Below are 18,863 nucleotides of genomic sequence, written 5' to 3' on the forward strand. Positions count from 1 at the left end.
TCTAAAATGTGAAATTCTGAAATAAATTCCGTAGTTAAAACTTTCTCCAACTTCTCTACTCACTAAAACGCTTAATTTTCCGTTAATTTACGGTCATCAAAGGCAGTGATTATTGAATACTCTCCGAATCCTTTTTGTTTTACTTATCCTCTCCTTTTTGGATCTTCAAGCCCAAGAAGGCTCTACCTATAGAGAAAAGGCCATCCAAGTTGAATCTGATACGATAATTTTAGACACTTTCGCTATCGCAATAGGAACGGAATTAGTCTTATTCGACAACCAAAAACTCGATAGCACTTTCTATACTATTGATTATGCTAGGTCTTTATTCCTTCTAAATGATTCCTCATTATTTAACAAAGAAATCAAGATTTCCTATCGAATTATAGACTACGATTTTGATAAAAAGTATTATCATAAAGATCTATCAGAAATTGAAAAAGCAGACCCTGGCCTACCTAATTTTTATACCATTCGTCCTAGTGATAATCAAGAAAATGTATTCGATTTAGGTGGACTCAACAAGAGTGGCAGTATTTCTAGAGGTATTGCATTTGGTAATAATCAAGATTTATCTGTTAACTCCAATTTAGATCTTCAATTATCCGGAAAATTATCCGACAATATCAACATTCGAGCGGCTATATCGGATGATAACATACCTATACAGGCTGAAGGAAACACTCAACAACTAAGAGAGTTTGATCAAGTATTCATCCAATTGTATAACGACGATTTTGAGCTAACTGCAGGTGACTTCAGATTAAATCGACCGAAAAGCTACTTCATGAATTTTGATAAAAAAGTGCAAGGAGGAAGCATAAAAACTCATCTATTTTTAGATAAAAAAATTGATCAAGAAAAGAAGAATAGAGCTGTATTGCATTCCCAATTGAGTATTGCGGTTTCTCGTGGAAAATTTGCGCGGAATGTTTTAAGTAGTGGTGCTCCAAACGGGGGAATTGGAGTAGAGGGCAACCAAGGTCCCTACCGACTAAGTGGAGCTGAAAACGAAGCGTTTATTATAATTCTATCCGGAACGGAGAAGGTGTTTTTGAATGGGAAACTATTAAAACGTGGTCAAGAATTTGACTATGTAATTGATTACAACACAGGCGAAATAACCTTTACGCCCAATCAGTTAATCACAAAAGACTCTAGGATAATTGTTGAATTTCAATACTCTGAACGCAATTATGCGCGATCTTTAATCTACACCAATCAAACTTTTCAAAAAAAGAACTTAGAACTTCGACTTAATATTTACTCCGAACAAGACAATAAAAAACAACCCTTACTTCAAGAATTAAGCGATTCTGATAAGTTACTATTGTCACAAATTGGTGATAGTTTAAATCAAGCATTGGTTTCCGGAGCGGATACGGTGGAAGAGTTTATTAATGACCAAATTTTATATAAAAAGATAGATACTCTTGGGTATGCAGATGTTTATGTTTATTCCATCAATCCCGATAGTGCAAAATACCGTGTTCAATTTTCTCAAGTTCCTCTTGGACAAGGAGATTACATTCGAATACAAAGCGCAGGAAATGGGAAGGTGTATAAGTGGATAGCTCCGGTTAATGGAGCCTCTCAAGGTAATTTTATTCCTTTTGTGCAGCTGATTACACCAAAGAAAACCCAGATGGCCACCTTTGGAGGAACCTATAAAATAAGGGAAACGACCACCATTAATTTTGAAGGAGCAATTACTCAACGTGACCTCAACACATTTTCGACGGAAGACAGTGGTGATGATAATGGTTATGGGTTTGAAGTAGAGCTCGACCATAAATCTCCATTGAAGAAAGTGGAAGAAAAAACAACTGTGCAGCTTTTAGGAGGGTTTCATTTTGAACAAAGAGGAGCTAACTTTAACCCAATAGAACGGTATAGGGATATTGAATTTGAGCGGGATTGGAACATAAATGCTTTGAGCCTCACTGGTGACCAATCTTTAGGCAATGCCTATGCCGGATTAGATTTCGGTAGAAGAGGAAAGGTAATTTACAACCTAGGAATATTTGAAAATGGAACAGACTACAACGGAATCAAACACAGCTATCAAGGAAATTTCCAACAAAAGGGATATCAAGTAAAATCGAATGGTAGTTACCTTACCACCAACGGATTGGTCAACTCTACTTTCTTACGTCATTATACCACATTAAGTAAAGACATAAGCTCATTTACTTTTGGTGTTTATGGAGATCAAGAAAAAGCCATTTTTAATTTAGACAGAAACCAAATCGGATTAAACAGCAACAATAAGCTAGAATGGAAAGTTTTCGTGAAAACTAGGGATACGACTGCCAATAGCAATAAGTATGAGTTGAGTTATGGACAGCGATTTGACTACCTACCTCGACCAACAGAATTGGGCTTAGCAAATAAAGCAGAAGATTTTAATGCTTCATTTTTATTAGCCAAAAACCCAAGTAATCGACTAAAAGGTCAGGCAACTTATAGACGATTAAAAACCGTAGATAATGAATTAAGTAATTTAGAGGCAGAAAACACGCTGATCGGAAGGCTAGAGCACGACTTTAAAATTCTAAAAGGTTTCATTAGCACCAATACCTTCTATGAAATTAGTTCAGGGTTAGAATATAAAAGAGAATTCTCTTACATAAAAGTCACCGATGGGCAGGGGATTTATCTTTGGAATGACTACAACTCCAATGGCATAAAAGAGTTAAACGAATTTGAAGTAGCTGGAACAAACAACGCGTTTCAGGCCAATTACATCCGAATTTTTACTCCAACTACCGAAACGATAAAAGTTTATAGTAATCAATTTAATGAAGTTCTTTTTATCCGGCCGGAAGTGGTGTTAGTGAATAAAAAAGGAATTTTGAACCTCCTTTCTAAGTTGTCAAACAAAACAGCATATCGCGCTGAAAGAAAGACCTCCAGAAGCGACGATATTTACAACCCCTTTAGTTCTCCAATTGAAGATTCTACTCTAATTTCAGTTAGCTCAACGGTGTCGAACACTTTCTATATTAATAGACTAGGTACTAAATTTGGGACAGATTTATTCTACCAGAACACAAAAAGTAAAAGCTTGTTGACCAATGGATTTGAGAGTAGAACTTCTACTACGAGAGAACTTAGAAGTAGGTATAATGCATCCAACACTATCACTGTAAACACCGTATTCTCCTTTAATGAAAAGTCGAATATTTCAGATTTCTTTGATGATAGAAACTACGAAATTGTTAGTTATATCGCTCAACCAAAGGTAAGCTATCAACCCGGCGTTCAATTCAGACTTAGCCTATTTGGAGAGTATGGTGACAAGGATAATCGACTTGGAAATGAGCGTGCATTCAACCGCACAGTTGGCACAGAAATACAATATAGCAAGGCTGGAAAGGGGAATTTAACTGTAGAGATTAGATACATCGACATCACTTTCAACAGCGGTTCAAATAGCGCTCTTGCTTTTGAAATGTTAGATGGATTGCAAGCCGGAGGCAACAGCACTTGGACCGTGAATCTGCAGAAAAACCTTTCCAAATCATTACAATTAAGTATCAACTATAATGGTAGAAAGTCTGAAGACCTTGATACCATCCACTCTGGCGGGATGCAATTGCGTGCTTTCTTCTAAATTATTTTAACTCCAGCTCAGCTGTTCCTATTTCGTAATCTTCCGCATAAATGGTAATAAAATATTCTCCTGCTAAAAATTCAACCTCTTCACTAGCTCTTGAAAAATCCAAACAAGCATTTGAAGCTGAGTTATTATAATCAATTGTCAATTTATCTGAGAAGACACCCTTTTGACCTTCAAATTCAAATCGGTAATCATCACCTAATCCTTCGGATAAAATCTGACCATCAGGAGCGATTATTCGAATGTATAATGATTTCTTACCTGCTGGAGTAATCTTATTTTCGTCAATGTCAAAGCACACTCTAATTTTATCTGTTCTATTCGCTCGATCCGTATCTTTCCCTGTCATGTCCCGTTTTACACGAACTCCGTAGGCACTAATATTTCTTGCTTGTAACCTTGAAGCCAAAGCCACTTTACTGCTCAATCCTTCATTTTTTTCTTGCAAAGATTGATTGGTTCTTTTCTCAGAAGTTAAACGCTCTTTTACTGCAGAGTTTTCCTGACGTAAACCTACATTCAACGTATTCAAAGAATCAATAGTCACCACATAACCTCTCATAATAGTTCTTAAGGTTTTGGTCTCTTTTCTCAACTTGTAAATTGCAAAGTCTTTGTCTTTAACTTTTGCTAGCAAATCCTCAATTTCATTTCTTCTGTTGGTTAATTCAGCGCGCATGGAATCGTTATCCGTTTCCATATCTTCAAAATCTTCCAACATTTCTTCTAGTTCTGATTGCAGTTCAGTTCGTTCATCATTCAGGACTTCTATTTCTGACCCTTTGTTGGAATTTTGACTTCTTAGGTCAAAATATTGCCATAACAAGACCCCACAAAATACGGCTAGTAAAATTACTAGAACTATCAGAAAATTATTTATCTTGTTGTTATTATTACTATTAGGTGTTATATCTTCTGCCATCAGGACTAATTATTGAATTGAGAACTCAAATGTAATTTTATTTTGAAACCTACAAAAACTTAACCAAATTGGATATACTAAAAAGAGGAATAAATATGCTATTTTTCCCCAAACACTGCTGCGCTTGCGGCAGAGCTTTGCTTAAAAAAGAAAATCATATTTGTCTGCCATGCATCTCTAGTCTACCTTATACCAACACTCATTTAGAGAAAGATAACGCCGTGGAGCGAATATTTTGGGGACGCTTAAAGTTAGAGCAAGCCTTCTCTATGCTTTACTTTCAGAAAAAAGGAAAAGTGCAGAATTTAATGCACGAATTAAAATACAATGGCAAAAAAGAATTAGGAATTGTATTGGGTGACTTATATGGCTCCCATTTACTTAACCACTCTGAATTCAAACACATTGACTTAATTATTCCGGTACCCATACATTCTAAAAAAAAATTATTGAGAGGGTATAATCAAAGTGACTTTATCGCTCAAGGATTGTCAGAGCGGTTAAAAATTCCCACAACTCCTACTTCTGTGGAGAAAAGAATACACACTGAAAGTCAAACCAACAAAAATAGATTTGAACGTTGGGAAAATGTGGACTCTACTTTTAAGGTGATAGAAAAGGAATCGATAATGAATAAACACATTTTATTAGTTGATGATGTTTTAACTACCGGTTCTACCCTAGAAGCCTGTGGTAAAGAAATTCTTAATCTGTCTGGAACAAAACTTTCAATTGCTACTATAGCAGTGGGAATATAATTACATTTGATTCAGAAACATTAGCATTTTCCCATTGGCTGAATACTTCATTATAGCACTTAGAGTTGTTGTCCTCTTACTTATTGTAATGACAGTTATACCTCTCATTCGTCATGACTTTTGGACGTTTCGAATCTTTGAATTTGCGCGTGCTCAGAAATTAGTACTCAATATCCTATTTCTTCTTTTTTATAGCTTCTTCATTCTACAATTTAAGACAATAGACTATATTATTTATGCAACTTTCATTCTGAACTTAATCTATCTGATTTATCAAGTATTTCCATATTTACCCATCGCTAAAAAGCAAATAAAATCAGCAAATCAATCAGCAACCCCTTCCATCAGACTTTTAGTAGCCAATGTTTATCAAAAAAATCGAGAGTTTCATCAATTAAATGATCAAATTTTAGCAGAGAACCCAGATATTGTTCTTTTGGTAGAAACGGATCAATGGTGGAAAAATCAATGTCTTGAAAATTTTGCTAAACAATTTCCAGAACAAGTTTTACGTGACAAAGAGAACACATACGGAATGTTGTTATTTTCAAAGTTGATTTTATCTGATACCGAAGTACGCTATTTAATTGATGAAGAAATTCCATCCATAACTACCAACGTACAACTTAAAAATGGTGATTTGATCAAACTTTTTGCGTTGCACCCAGTACCGCCAGTTCCTACACAAAATTTATATTCAACAGATCGAGATGCTGAAATTCTACTCATAGGGAAAGAAGCTAAGAAAGAAAATTTACCAGTCATTGTAGCAGGCGATTTGAACGATGTAGCTTGGAGCTACACCACCAATTTGTTCCAAAAAATAAGTGGATTGCTCGACCCAAGAAGAGGAAGAGGATTTTATAGTACTTTTCACGCCCAAAAGCCTTTGTTTCGTTGGCCATTGGATCATATTTTTTGTTCGACTCAATTTAGGCTTCAAGCTATGAAGCGCCTGAATGACATTGGCTCGGATCACTTTCCTATTTTAGTGCAATTACACCTCGCTTCTACCAAAGACCAATCAGATCAACTAAGTGCAAGCAAAGAGGAAAAGAAAGATGCTGCAGAGAAAATTGAAAATGGGAAAAACAATCATTAGTTTACAATCACAAAACTTCTTCTACATTCTGAAATCTATATGCAACCCATAATGTTTACTTTTGTCCTTTCGATTTAAACACCCACAATGAGCGAAGATTTAAAACTCGATTACAATTTAAGCAGAGCAGAAATGTATCAAGCAATTATTCCTCAAATCAAAGGACTAATTTCTGGTGAAAGCGATCACATTGCAAATATTTCGAACATCATCGCAGTTTTAAAAGAAGCATTTCAATTCTTCTGGGTAGGGGTATATTTCGTTAAAGGTGATACATTAGTATTGGGGCCATTCCAAGGACCAGTGGCCTGCACTCGTATTAAAAAAGGTCAGGGAGTTTGCGGTGCTACTTGGGAAAAAGGACAAACAATAGTTGTTGAAAATGTGGATGAATTTCCAGGTCACATTGCTTGTAGTTCTCTGTCTAAATCAGAAATAGTTTTACCGGCTTTTAAAAATAGTGAAGTAGCATTAGTGCTGGATATTGACAGTAATCAATTGGCAGACTTTGATCATGTCGATCAACACTACTTGGAAGAAATTATCAAACTAATCGAGGAGGTCATTTAATTGAAAAATCAATCGATTTTATACACTTTTTTTATAGCAATCCTTTTAACGGCATGTGCTCAAGTGGTGTCCCCAACAGGTGGCGAAAAAGACATTCTGCCACCAAAGGTTACCAATGCCAAACCTGAGAACGGAAGCACTAATTTCAACGCTAAAGAAATTGTTATCACCTTCGATGAATACATTCAATTGGGGACTATTAGTGAAGAATTAAACATTTCTCCACCTCTAAACAAGAAACCAGACATCACCATTAAAGGAAAAAGCTTATCCATTAAAATTTCCGACACACTGAGTGAAAATACAACTTACACTTTTAGCTTCGGAAGTTCCATTAAGGACAATAACGAAGGAAATATTTTAGAAAACTATACCTACGCTTTTTCTACAGGAGCAGTAATCGACTCTCTATCTGCAAGTGGAATAGTATTAGATGCCTTCACTATTGAACCCAAAGAAAAGTTCCTAGTGATGCTTTATGAAAACCTGGGAGATTCCGTTCCTTATAAAGAATTACCAAGATACATTACTCGTACCAATAAAAGTGGTGAATATAAGTTTCAAAACCTCAAAGAAGGCACGTATCGTTTATTTGCGCTAGAAGATAAAAACAGAAACAGTAAGTTTGATCAAGCCAATGAAACCATTGCCTTTCAAGAGGAATCGTTAAAATTAAATAGAGATACTTCAGGATTAAAACTATTTAGTTTTTTAGAAGATAAAACGCGTCAATTTTTAGTAAAAAACAGCTACAGTAAGGGAAAATTGACACTGATCTACAATAGACCAACACAACAAGTTGACCTGCAACCGCTAGATGCAACCTTCCAAAACCAATGGTTCATTAAAGAACAATCCAAAGAAGGCGACACGGTTTCCTATCTATTCCTTATTCCTGACAGCACTTCGTTTAAAGCAGAAATTAAAGCAGACACTGCGGCTCCCGACACCATAGAATTGAAAATAAATACCAAAAAAGAGCTAGACTCTATTTTGAAACCAACTACTTCTGTACCATCGGGTAGTTTTAACATCAGTAAGTCGTTGCGATTAATGTTTCCCACACCTATTAAAGTTTGGGATCCACTGCTAGTTTCATTGATGAAAGACTCTGTTCCTGTCCCATTTGAAGTTGAACTAACAGACTCATTGGCAAAAACTGCGCTCATCAAGGCTGATTTAAAAGAGGCCACAACTTATCAAATCAATATATTGCCGAAAGCATTTGTAGACGTTTATGCCAGAACTACAGATACATTGAGTTCCAATTTTACCACTACTGAATTGAAAGATTACGGTAATTTATCAGTAACCATCAATTCAATGGACAGCGCCAATTTAGATGTTCCGATGATTCTTCAATTGATTAATGCGCAAAAGAAAATTATCAACGAAAAACGAATCACCAATGGGTCGTCCGTTCAATTCAGATACTTGGATGCCGGCAACTATTCCTTAAAAGTTATCTTCGATAAAAACCGAAACGGAAAGTGGGATACTGGAAATTTCATCTTAAAACAGTTACCTGAAAAAACGGCCCTTTATGAAGGAGAAATCATCATTCGATCCAACTGGGACAAGAAAATTGCTTGGAAGATTAAACGCTAACCCCTTGTTTTAATTCCGAATTGTTAGCTGTATATTTGGTCAACTCAATCAACTGTACAACTATGCGAATCAAAATTATTTCAACAGCAGTAATAGCTGCAGCACTATTTGCTTGTAACTCCACACAACCAGTAGAAACCAATCCAAACGAAAAGATCATTGCGCAAGCGGACTCTTTCCTGTCGGAATACAATCAGAAATACCAAGAACTTTATTACCAATCAGCAGAAGCGGCATGGACGCTGAACACCCACATTGTAGAAGGTGATACCATAACTGCAAAGTTGGCAGAGCAAGCGGATAGCATGTATGCAGCATTTACTGGCTCCGAGTCAAACATCAAAGCTTGCCAGTATTTCTTGGCGGAGAAGGAGGCCCTTTCTCCACTACAAGTGAAACAATTGGAAACCATTTTATACAATGCTGGAAGCAATCCTGCGATAGCCGGAGATTTGGTACAGCAACGCATTAAAGCAGAAACCAAGCAAACGGAATTGTTGTTTGGATTCGAAACGTTGTTGAATGGCAAACCAGTAAGTGGAAATGAAATAGACGGCATTCTAGCGAATTCGAATAATTTAAAAGACAGACAACAAGCTTGGGAAGCCAGCAAAGAAGTAGGTAAAAACCTGAAAGATGGATTGAACAATTTGCAGCAGTTGAGAAATCAAACCGTGCAAGCATTGGGATATGAAGATTACTTCGATTATCAAGTGTCGGCTTACGGAATGACCAAGCAAGAACTGATGGATGTGTGCAAGGACATGGTGGCGGAAATGTGGCCACTTTACCGTGAATTACACACTTGGGCACGATATACATTGGCCCAAAAATACAAACAAGAAGTTCCTGAAATGCTTCCTGCGCACTGGCTACCCAACCGATGGGGACAAGAATGGAGTGGTTTGATAGAAATAGAAGGCGCTGATTTGGATAAAACGCTTGAACCTAAAGGTGCAGAATGGATTATGCAGCAAGGAGAAGAGTTTTACAAAAGCTTAGGTTTTGATGCCTTGCCTCCTAGTTTTTACGAAAAATCGAGTTTGTATCCTGCGCCTAAAGATGCTGATTACAAAAAGAATTCTCATGCTTCAGCTTGGCATTTAGACTTGGATAAGGATGTTCGTTCGTTGATGAGTGTAGAGCCAAATACTAGATGGTGGGGAACCGTTTTACACGAATTAGGTCACATTTACTACTACATGGAGTATTCGAATCCTGAAGTTCCGATGGTTTTGAGAGAAGGCGCCAACAGAGCATACCATGAAGCAATGGGAAGTTTGATTGGCTTGGCAGCGATGCAGAAACCATTTTTGGTAGACAGAGGATTAATGAGTGCCGATGTAGAAACGGACGCCACTCAAGCGTTGATGGCTGAAGCCTTAGATTTTGTGGTTTTGATTCCTTGGGGGGCCGGTGTAATGACCGAATTTGAGCACGATTTATATGCCAAGAATTTACCGAAAGATCAGTACAATCAAAAGTGGTGGGAACTGAAAAAGAAGTATCAAGGAATTGTGCCTCCAACAGAAAGAGGAGAAGAATACTGTGATGCCGCTTCTAAAACACACATCAATAACGATGCGGCACAATACTACGATTACTCCATGAGTAACATTTTGTTGTTCCAATTTCATGAGCACATCGCCACTAAAATCTTAAAGCAAGACCCACATGCGACTAACTATTATGGAAACAAAGAAGTGGGCGCTTTCTTGAAAAAGTTGATGCATCCGGGCGCTACAGTTGATTGGAGAACCCACCTAAAAGATAATTTAGGAGAAGACATGTCGGCTAAAGCGATGTTGAACTACTTTGCTCCTTTGATGGATCATTTGAAAAAAGTGAACGAAGGCAGAACGCATACATTGCCGGAGAGTATTTGATTGGGGGAATGGGGATTGCAAAAATAATTGAATTACAGTATTTAATATAAAACATGAATATGACGCACTTTGTGCGTCATATCCACTTGTTGGCATTAATTAAAATGAAAAGACTATTAACCATAATTTCGACATTCCTTTTATTCAGTTGCACTAATCAGAACACAACGAATGAGAAGAGCAATTCAGATGAAATTAAGACAACTAAGCAGTTCGAGTTTCCAGCTGACTTTTTAGGAGCGTATATAAGTTCCGAGTATCTAAAAGAATTGGAAAATCACGGTTCGACAAAGAAAGCTCAAGAAAAAGCCATAATGAGCACGGCAGGACTTTATTCTGAAGATGGAAATATTATACTTTCTAATACATGGAATTTTCATGAAGGTGGAGGAGCTGACTATGTTAAAATGGTTTCTGAGTCCAAAGCAATTGTAATTGGTGAGCTATCAAAAGACACCATTTACTCTATTGTCTTCTCAAGAAAAGGAGAGATAATAATTAAAGACGAGAAAGCCTCGTATAGATTAACTCAGTTCTCAACTGACTATAAGAATCGTGACTATTCGAAAATTGTTAATGAACACATTTTACCAAATGATTTGCTGCTTAATGGAAATGTAGTAAAATTCAAACCAAACGGAGAAATAACAGGACTTGACTCAATTATTAGCTATTCATTTAATGAAGACTATTTTGACGCAGGAATGCAAGTAGACATGATATACCTGAGTTATGTTGACAAACGACCTGAAGAAACATTTGGTTACAGCTTGACGGATAGTACATTTATTATTTCCAAACTGAACTGTTTAGAGAAAGATGAAGAATATGATTATTGTCTTGTAAGAGAATTAGGAGAACCGTATTTAAAATTTAAAAGAAAAAACTAATGCCAACAGCACCTAAGAAAACATGGGGCGGTCAGTAGTTTCCGCTAAGTTCGTTCTTCGTGGCTGTATTTGTCACGGGCGGACAGGAAATTACTTCGAAAAACCCCACGTCTCTTAGCTGCGATACGTTACCTTCCATTAAATAAAAATGCTAACTTCTATTAGATATAGTGATAATAAAAAGGTTTTAGGTGCTGAAATTATAAAAGATAAAAGTGCCAAATACTCTTGCGAATATTGTAAAAAAGAAACTATTCATCATAAGTCAGAAAGTCAAGTTAGAATAGGCCATTTTAAGCATAAACAAGGTGCTTCACATTGTCCAAATCAGACAAAAGAAACTCAATGGCATTTTAAAACCAAATATGACATTTTAGCTTACATAACTAATGGATGGGGCAACAAATTAAAACATATTGAGGTTGAAAAATGGATTTGTAATAACTCAATCCGCTCTGACTTATACATTGAGACCTCAAAAAATAAGATAGCAATTGAAGTACAAGCTTCAATTTTAACTGCTTCAGAAATAAAAAGACGGACTGATAAATACTACAAGAATGGTATTGCTGTAATGTGGATTTTGCCATATGACTATGACAGAATATTTGAACCAAAATATTTAGGTTCTCATTATTCTGATGAGGATAACAATAGAATGTGGAAACGGGAGAAAGTTAAACTAAAAGAAATGGAAATTTGGCTCTATTGGGCTAATTATAAAAAGCTAATTTTTTGGGACTTAGAACATCAACATAGTGATGGATTTACGGTTGTAGAGTTCTCTGAATATAAGAGTGAAAGCGTAGATTTTAGAAAAGATGGAATGGATCATTATTATGAAGGTAAAACTTCAAAAACGATAAAGACAGTAAGTAAAGTCACTAATAACATACCCTTTGACAAATTGAAAATCTCTTTTTGCAAAGAGTTTAATGCTCCATACAGAAGTTATACAATCCCAAAACGTAAGATATTTACTTATGATGATGGAGAATGGAAAAATAAAAACGGAAGGTAACATAGTATAAAATTAATTAGGCATCAGTAGGTTACGACATTTTAGCTTTCTTTTGAAACATCCGTTCGCGCGGACTTGCAGTCCGTGAAAATAAGCGTGAAGGAAGAGAGGCCTTTTAGTTCGATTAGAGAATAAACCATAGAAAAATCTTTATTTCAGCTTGATGTCAATCAAGTACAGATAGTTTTGTAATTTGTGTGTTGTAAGTTAAGTTACATCACGGACTGCAAGTCCGCGCGAACAGAATAAAGAACTTCCTATATGATAACTAAATTTGTTTCGAAATAATTAACTTTACTTAAAATGAAATTATGGCAACTGTTGACCAAATAAAAAATGGTTTAATCGATAAGATTCTAAATATTCAGAACAAGGAATTTTTAAATGCACTTGATAAAATAATTTCTGCCTCTTTTTCAGTTAATCAAACTGAACTTTCTGACTCACAAAAAGCGATGCTTGAAATGAGTAATGATGATATTATTCATGGAAGAACAATTTCTCAAGAGGCAATGAATAAAAGAAATCTCGAGTGGCTAAACGGACAATAATTTGGACCAAAACTGCAGATATTCAATTTGTAGGAATTCTTGAATATTGGTTAAATCGAAATAAATCTAATAGTTATCCTAAAAACTAATTAAATTATTAGTTCGCGCGGACTTGCAGTCCGTGAAAATAGGCGTGAAAGAAGAGAGGCCTTTTAGTCCGTTTTGAGAATAAACAATAGAAATAATCTTTATTTTAGCTTGATGTCAATCCACTGGAATTGGACTCACACCCATATTACTGTAAATCATAATCATAAAATTAAAAATCCAATAGATTTAATTAATTTAGGCTAAATTTAAAATATGGATATGACGCACAGAGTGAGTCATATCTGCTTGTTGGGCGTAATGCAAAAACTAAAAAATGACAGGTGAACAATACTTAAAAAATGTAATTGAAAAGCACAAGGCTCCAAATTTGTCATTCTATGACACTAGACTTACGAATGTAAAAAATGAAATTCGAAGTTGGGCAGGAAAACAGCTTTCCGATATAAAACTGTCAGGTTCTTGTGTTAAGAAAACAGCATTAAAAGGAAAGGCTGACTGTGATTTGTTCATTTCCTTAAAATCAGACACTTCTAACTCTCTATCAGAAATATACACTTTGCTTGATTCTCATTTTAGTAATGCAGGATACAATACACGACAACAAAATGTTTCGATAGGAATCAAGACAAATGGATTGGATATAGATTTAGTGCCAGGAAAAATTCATTCGGGATATAAAAATTATCATAGTCTTTATTTGAGTAAAAAAAATAGTTGGACACAGACCAATATTGACTTACATATTCAAAATGTAACTAACTCAGGTCGCCAAGATGAAATAATGTTAACGAAGACTTGGAAGGACTGTCACAATCTCAAATTTCCTTCGATATATATAGAATTGGTAGTAATACAAGCCTTGAAATACAAAACCAAAGGTCAACTAGAAAAGAACTTTATTTCTGTCCTTGAGTACCTGAGAGATTCTTTTGTAGGCACAAAATTTACAGACCCAGCCAACACTAATAATGTAATATCAGATATGATATTTAAATATCAGCAAGAAAACATTAAGAAAGCGGCTAAATCAAGTCTCGATGAACAGTATTGGGGACAAATAATTTGGTAATTATGACAAAGACACCCACATTAAAAGAAATCTTTTACAACCTTCAGAATCAGATGATTCAAAAGCTTTCTACAGACAGGAAAATAATATTTCATTCACCTACTAAAGGTGGCGCAACAGAACTTAATTGGATAGATTGGCTAAAAAAATACCTTCCTAATAGATATCAAGTTGATCAAGCCTTCATTGTAGATAGTAATGGACGTTTCAGTGAGCAAATGGACTTAGTTATATATGACCAACAATACTCTCCATTTGTATTTAATCAAGACGGTGCTATTTTCATTCCAGCAGAAAGTGTTTACGCAGTATTCGAAATTAAACAAGACTTGGACAAAGCCAATTTTGAATATGCTTCCGACAAGATTAAAAGTGTAAGGCTTTTAAATAGAACTTCTGCTCCAATTGTTCTCGCTTCGGGTAGAATTGATAATCCTAAAAAACCATTTCAAATATTAGGCGGCATTTTAACCCTGACCACAACTTGGCAAGACGTATTTGGCGAGCCTTTTCAAAAAGCAATTTCTGAAACGGATAAAATCTCAAGAATTGATATGGGTTGCTGTTTAGAAAAAGGCTCTTTTTTAATAAAATATGAGAGCGATACTTATTCTTTCGAGACTAGTTCGGATGATGAATCATTGATATATTTCTTTTTAAAGCTACTGTCTAAACTTCAAGAATTAGGAACAGTACCTGCACTTGACATAAACGCATATGGACGAGCTTTGGATAGTATTTAACAAAAAGCACATACGCCCAACAATGGGTATAAAACATAGGGCGGACAGTGGTTTCCGCAAGTTTTCGGCACTTAATAAACTCAGTTTCGGGTGGACAATTAAGTGCTTTGAAATGCCCTACGTTTCATACCCGAGACCGTTCCCCCCGGATGTTCTATAAATCATAATATGTTCCCCAGTGGTTTCCTCCTAGCGGCGGTCAGGTTCAACCCTTAGGTATAATACCAACCTTCCCCCGAAACCACCAAAACCAGCACCCTCCAATAAATATTGCTAAAGCATCAAAAGGATCAGCAACAAATTCGGAGGAGAGAAATGGCAACAGCCACTCTGAAGCAAGCATCAAAACAAGGAGAAGAATGACAAATTCTATTTTGGCAAAGTGGGTTTGCTTAAACAGCCACTCCCGTTCTATTAACAACAGTGGAGGAACTAAAGCACCCAAACAAAAGGGGTCCAAATAATCATCAATGAAAGAGAGATTGATCGCAACTCCTTTTTGCAAGATTTGGTGTACAACAAATAAAGCAGCAGGAATCCAAAAACTGAAATGCAACAATCGCTTTATCATAATGTAAAAGCCATTGCAAACAGGAAGATGATCAACAACGCAGGACTTAAAATTATCAAGAGAATTATTCCCAATATTCGGATAGTCAATTTCCCTAGAATCGTTTTCAAGGAATCTCCAGGCTCTATTCTAGAACGAGTTCTCCATTGATCAAACCACTCTGAGGGACCAGTATTGGTAGATTTTACTTCTTGCTGTTTGATGTCGTTTCCCTTTTCCTCCATTTCTATCTATTCTAATACATCATTCCAAACAACCACATTTCCGTACCGACCAATTTAAAACAGTTTCCATGGTGGAGAGAATTTAGGAGAAACTAGCAATTGTGCCATTTCAATGTAGCAAATATACCTCATTTTGTCATGTCCAAATTGAAAAATAGGCACATTTTGAAATATCAAGATTACACTTTTGACATTTTAAACCTTTACACCAATCCAAAATACTGATAAAAACAGATTGAAACATTAATTCAAAACAACTTTTGGCCAACCACTATTCAATATTAGCTTTCTAACCTCCTCCATAAGAGAATAAATTCAAGGTCTTGTTAAATATATCTTGCAAAAAATTCAAATTATGTCATGTCAATATTGCATTATTATCAAAAAGTGTAAATCTCAGTTTGCAAAACTGCACAACTGTAGTCAGAAGCCATTTTCTAACTATCGGTATCATTTCCTAATTTAGCGCATTGAAAAAAAGAGAATGAATCCATTAATAAAAGAAGCAAAAAACATCATTTTTGACCTCGGAGCTGTGATTATCAACATTACTCCAGAAGCGGTTGTCAATGCTTTTAAATCGGCCTACAAAGGAGATTTTGAAACAACTTACAAGGAACTAGTCGCAACAGGAATTTTTGAGGACTATGAAATCGAAAAAGTCAATTCTACTCAGTTTTTAGCTGCGATATACCACGCATTGGATGGACAAATCAGTCTTCAGGAAATAGAAGTCATATGGAACAAAATGCTGTTGGACATTCCTCCAAAGCGAATTAAAATACTACAAGAACAGAAGCAGCTTAAGAACTCCTATTTGTGCAGCAACACCAATGAGATTCACATTGATGTGATCAATCAATACATTAAAGAAGAATTCAATGTGGATGGATTAGCCCCACTTTTTCACCAGGTTTATTTATCTTATAAATTAGGGATTCGAAAACCCAATCCAGCAATTTTTGAATTAATTTTGAACGAACATCAATTGATTCCTTCGGAAACGGTATTTATAGATGATAGTGCTGAGCACATCGCTACGGCGAATAAATTAGGAATTCAAACCATCCACCTAACTGGTGATTTAACATTAGAAAAAATCTTCAACGCATGATAATTAAAGGCGAACATAAACGAACCATTTGGGTAGATAAGAACAACAGTCAATTGATACAAACTTTTGATCAACGGCTGTTTCCACATGAAGTAAAAATCGTTGACATCACTACCTCAGCAGAAGCTGGAGTTGCCATTAAAGACATGATCGTTAGAGGTGCGCCACTTATTGGAGCCATGGCAGCTTACGGTATTTATTTGGCTGCAGTAGAATACAAAGGTGATGACGTTCTCGCCTATTTAAATGAACGTAAAGACTACCTCAACGAAACTCGACCAACAGCAATCAACTTAGCGTGGGCGTTGAATGAGCAGTTTAAAAATATAGATGGATTAACCGATCAATCAGAGATGATAGCGGCTTTGTTCAAAGGTGCCAATAAAATCGTGGAAGATGATGTGGAAACTTGCCGAATGATTGGTGAGCATGGTTTACAAATTATAGAAGAAATTGCAGCGAGCAAACCAGGAGAAACGATCAATATTTTGACGCATTGCAATGCAGGTTGGTTGGCTTGTATTGATTGGGGAACAGCGACTTCACCGATTTATCAGGCGCATCAAAAAGGAATAAAAGTACACGTTTGGGTGGACGAAACACGACCACGAAGCCAAGGCGCTAACCTGACCTCTTTTGAGTTGAACGAGCAAGGTGTTCCGCATACATTAATCACTGACAATACAGGTGGACATTTGATGCAACACCACATGGTGGACATGGTGATCGTAGGAACAGACAGAACGACAAGAAGTGGTGATGTAGCAAATAAGATTGGAACCTATCTGAAAGCATTGGCAGCTAATGACAACCATGTTCCGTTTTATGTGGCACTTCCTTCCTCTACCATCGATTGGGAAATCAACGATGGAGTAAAGGAGATTCCAATTGAAATGCGTTCGGAAGACGAGGTAAAATATGTGTATGGAAAAGGAAAAAACGGAATGGAATCGGTGTTAATCTGCCCGAAAACTACACCAGCAGCCAACTATGGCTTTGATGTCACTCCCGCTCGTTTAGTAACTGGATTAATTACTGAAAGAGGAATTTGTGAAGCCAGTGAAGAAGGGTTAACCAATCAATTTCCTGAGCAAAAAAGATAAGCTATGATTGACGAAGGTTATATAAAATTTGAGCTCTTTTGGGAGCAACAACCGAATGATTTTAAATTCGATATCAGCAACTTAATGCATTGGAGAGACAAAATGCATGAGTTGAATTTGATTGGGAATTATCCAGACTTAGGCATCGGCTTTGGAAACATCAGTCAGAAATTTGAGAAAGGCAATGAGTTTGTGATTTCAGGAACTCAAACAGGTGATATTTATCCCATTGCTGAAAAGCATTTTACTACAGTTACCAATTATGATTTAGCTGCTAACTCTGTTTGGTGCCGAGGACCACTAAAAGCTTCTTCGGAATCAATGACCCATGCTGCTATTTATGAATTTGATGAATCCATAAAAGCTGTGATACATGTTCACCACATGGAACTGTGGAAACAATTATTAGATAGAGTACCGACTTCAAAAGCTGATGTACCTTATGGCACACCAGAAATGGGCATGGAGATCAAACGGTTATTTGACGAAGAAAATTTAGCCACTGAGCGCATTATGGCAATGGCTGGCCATGACGAGGGCATTATTACTTTCGGAGCCACTCTAGAAGAAGCTGAGGCCGTTTTAATGGACTATTATAATCAGTTGGATTAAGGTTTCTCTTGGCACAATTCAACTAACAAACCACCTGTAGATTTAGGGTGTAAGAAAGCTATTAGTTTATTGTCTGCTCCATTTTTGGGAGTTTGATGAATCAACTGAAAACCTTCATTCGTAAGGCGCTCTATTTCAGCTTCAATATCATCTACATCAAAAGCGATGTGGTGTGTTCCTTCGCCTCTTTTCTCAATAAACTTAGCAATTGGACTATCAGGAGATGTTGCTTCCAAGAGCTCTATCTTACTTTGACCAATACGCATGAAAGCCGTTTTTACACCTTCACTTTCCACTGCCTCTGTTTTATAGATATCAGTATTCAGTAGCGTTTCATATACCTTCGCTGATTCTTCAATGCTTTTTACGGCTATCCCAATGTGTTCAATCTTTCTCATTGCATTTCATAAAAAAGCCCTCTTCAAAAAATGAAGAAGGCCCTAATT

18 protein-coding genes are annotated in these 18,863 nt (G+C 36.3%); 14 read left to right on the forward strand and 4 right to left on the reverse strand.

Going from position 1 to position 18,863, the window contains the following annotated elements:
* The first annotated feature begins 157 nt into the window (after window positions 1-157).
* Window positions 158-3,616: a hypothetical protein gene (locus tag GQN54_RS00200; RefSeq protein WP_160630770.1), complete on the forward strand. Its 3,459-nt coding sequence runs from the start codon at window positions 158-160 to the stop codon at window positions 3,614-3,616.
* Window position 3,617: 1 nt separating this feature from the next.
* Here the strand turns inward: GQN54_RS00200 and GQN54_RS00205 are convergent, their stop codons facing one another.
* Complete coding sequence (locus GQN54_RS00205) at window positions 3,618-4,544, reverse strand: hypothetical protein (RefSeq protein ID WP_160630772.1); 927 nt, start codon at window positions 4,542-4,544, stop codon at window positions 3,618-3,620.
* A 68-nt stretch (window positions 4,545-4,612) separates the two neighbouring features.
* Between GQN54_RS00205 and GQN54_RS00210 the strand changes: the two genes are divergently transcribed.
* The 10 genes from GQN54_RS00210 to GQN54_RS00255 all read left to right on the forward strand — a co-directional run bounded on the left by GQN54_RS00210 (window position 4,613) and on the right by GQN54_RS00255 (window position 14,793).
* Window positions 4,613-5,302 carry a ComF family protein gene (locus GQN54_RS00210; protein WP_160630774.1) on the forward strand — a complete coding sequence of 230 codons (690 nt, stop codon included), beginning with the start codon at window positions 4,613-4,615 and terminating at the stop codon, window positions 5,300-5,302.
* Window positions 5,303-5,390: 88 nt separating this feature from the next.
* A complete protein-coding gene (locus tag GQN54_RS00215; RefSeq protein WP_160630776.1) occupies window positions 5,391-6,404 on the forward strand; it encodes an endonuclease/exonuclease/phosphatase family protein in 1,014 nt (337 codons plus the stop codon).
* An 87-nt stretch (window positions 6,405-6,491) separates the two neighbouring features.
* Window positions 6,492-6,974 carry a GAF domain-containing protein gene (locus GQN54_RS00220; RefSeq protein WP_160630778.1) on the forward strand — a complete coding sequence of 161 codons (483 nt, stop codon included), beginning with the start codon at window positions 6,492-6,494 and terminating at the stop codon, window positions 6,972-6,974.
* Complete coding sequence (locus GQN54_RS00225; RefSeq protein ID WP_160630780.1) at window positions 6,975-8,582, forward strand: Ig-like domain-containing protein; 1,608 nt, start codon at window positions 6,975-6,977, stop codon at window positions 8,580-8,582.
* A gap of 62 nt (window positions 8,583-8,644) precedes the next feature.
* Window positions 8,645-10,468, forward strand: coding sequence for a M2 family metallopeptidase (locus GQN54_RS00230; protein ID WP_160630782.1), 1,824 nt, complete (start codon window positions 8,645-8,647; stop codon window positions 10,466-10,468).
* Window positions 10,469-10,572: 104 nt separating this feature from the next.
* Window positions 10,573-11,358, forward strand: coding sequence for a hypothetical protein (locus GQN54_RS00235; protein WP_160630784.1), 786 nt, complete (start codon window positions 10,573-10,575; stop codon window positions 11,356-11,358).
* Window positions 11,359-11,506: 148 nt separating this feature from the next.
* A complete protein-coding gene (locus GQN54_RS00240; RefSeq protein ID WP_160630786.1) occupies window positions 11,507-12,379 on the forward strand; it encodes a competence protein CoiA family protein in 873 nt (290 codons plus the stop codon).
* Between the two features lie 311 nt (window positions 12,380-12,690).
* Entirely contained in the window at window positions 12,691-12,930 is a 240-nt protein-coding gene (locus tag GQN54_RS00245; RefSeq protein WP_160630788.1) for a hypothetical protein, read from the forward strand.
* A 364-nt stretch (window positions 12,931-13,294) separates the two neighbouring features.
* Window positions 13,295-14,050 (forward strand): nucleotidyltransferase family protein, encoded by a 756-nt coding sequence (locus GQN54_RS00250; RefSeq protein ID WP_160630789.1) that lies wholly within the window; start codon window positions 13,295-13,297, stop codon window positions 14,048-14,050.
* 2 nt (window positions 14,051-14,052) lie between these two features.
* Window positions 14,053-14,793 carry a DUF6602 domain-containing protein gene (locus tag GQN54_RS00255; RefSeq protein WP_160630791.1) on the forward strand — a complete coding sequence of 247 codons (741 nt, stop codon included), beginning with the start codon at window positions 14,053-14,055 and terminating at the stop codon, window positions 14,791-14,793.
* A 205-nt stretch (window positions 14,794-14,998) separates the two neighbouring features.
* Here GQN54_RS00255 and GQN54_RS00260 read toward each other — a convergent pair whose 3' ends face one another.
* Together GQN54_RS00260 and GQN54_RS00265 are read right to left on the reverse strand one after the other, a co-directional pair.
* Window positions 14,999-15,364, reverse strand: a complete 366-nt coding sequence (locus GQN54_RS00260) for a hypothetical protein (protein ID WP_160630793.1) — start codon at window positions 15,362-15,364, stop codon at window positions 14,999-15,001.
* Entirely contained in the window at window positions 15,361-15,588 is a 228-nt protein-coding gene (locus GQN54_RS00265) for a hypothetical protein (RefSeq protein ID WP_160630795.1), read from the reverse strand. The genes GQN54_RS00260 and GQN54_RS00265 overlap by 4 nt, the downstream gene beginning before the upstream one ends.
* A 484-nt stretch (window positions 15,589-16,072) precedes the next feature.
* On the opposite strand from GQN54_RS00265, the gene GQN54_RS00270 reads away from it, so the two are divergent.
* From GQN54_RS00270 to GQN54_RS00280, 3 genes are read left to right on the forward strand one after another with little or no spacing between them, the layout of a single operon-like run.
* Entirely contained in the window at window positions 16,073-16,702 is a 630-nt protein-coding gene (locus GQN54_RS00270) for an HAD family hydrolase (RefSeq protein WP_160630797.1), read from the forward strand.
* On the forward strand, window positions 16,699-17,805 hold the full coding sequence (mtnA, locus tag GQN54_RS00275; protein ID WP_160630799.1) for an S-methyl-5-thioribose-1-phosphate isomerase: 1,107 nt from the start codon (window positions 16,699-16,701) through the stop codon (window positions 17,803-17,805). Before GQN54_RS00270 ends, mtnA begins: the two co-directional genes overlap by 4 nt.
* A gap of 3 nt (window positions 17,806-17,808) precedes the next feature.
* The gene (locus tag GQN54_RS00280) at window positions 17,809-18,417 is read left to right on the forward strand and encodes a class II aldolase/adducin family protein (protein WP_160630801.1); all 609 of its coding nucleotides are present in this window, start codon (window positions 17,809-17,811) and stop codon (window positions 18,415-18,417) included.
* Here GQN54_RS00280 and mce read toward each other — a convergent pair.
* On the reverse strand, window positions 18,414-18,815 hold the full coding sequence (mce, locus tag GQN54_RS00285) for a methylmalonyl-CoA epimerase (RefSeq protein WP_160630803.1): 402 nt from the start codon (window positions 18,813-18,815) through the stop codon (window positions 18,414-18,416). The two genes, GQN54_RS00280 and mce, sit on opposite strands and share 4 nt — an antisense overlap.
* Window positions 18,816-18,863 lie beyond the last annotated feature (48 nt).

It is taken from the genome of Acidiluteibacter ferrifornacis (genome assembly GCF_009909615.1).
GTDB lineage: Bacteria > Bacteroidota > Bacteroidia > Flavobacteriales_E > Vicingaceae > Acidiluteibacter > Acidiluteibacter ferrifornacis.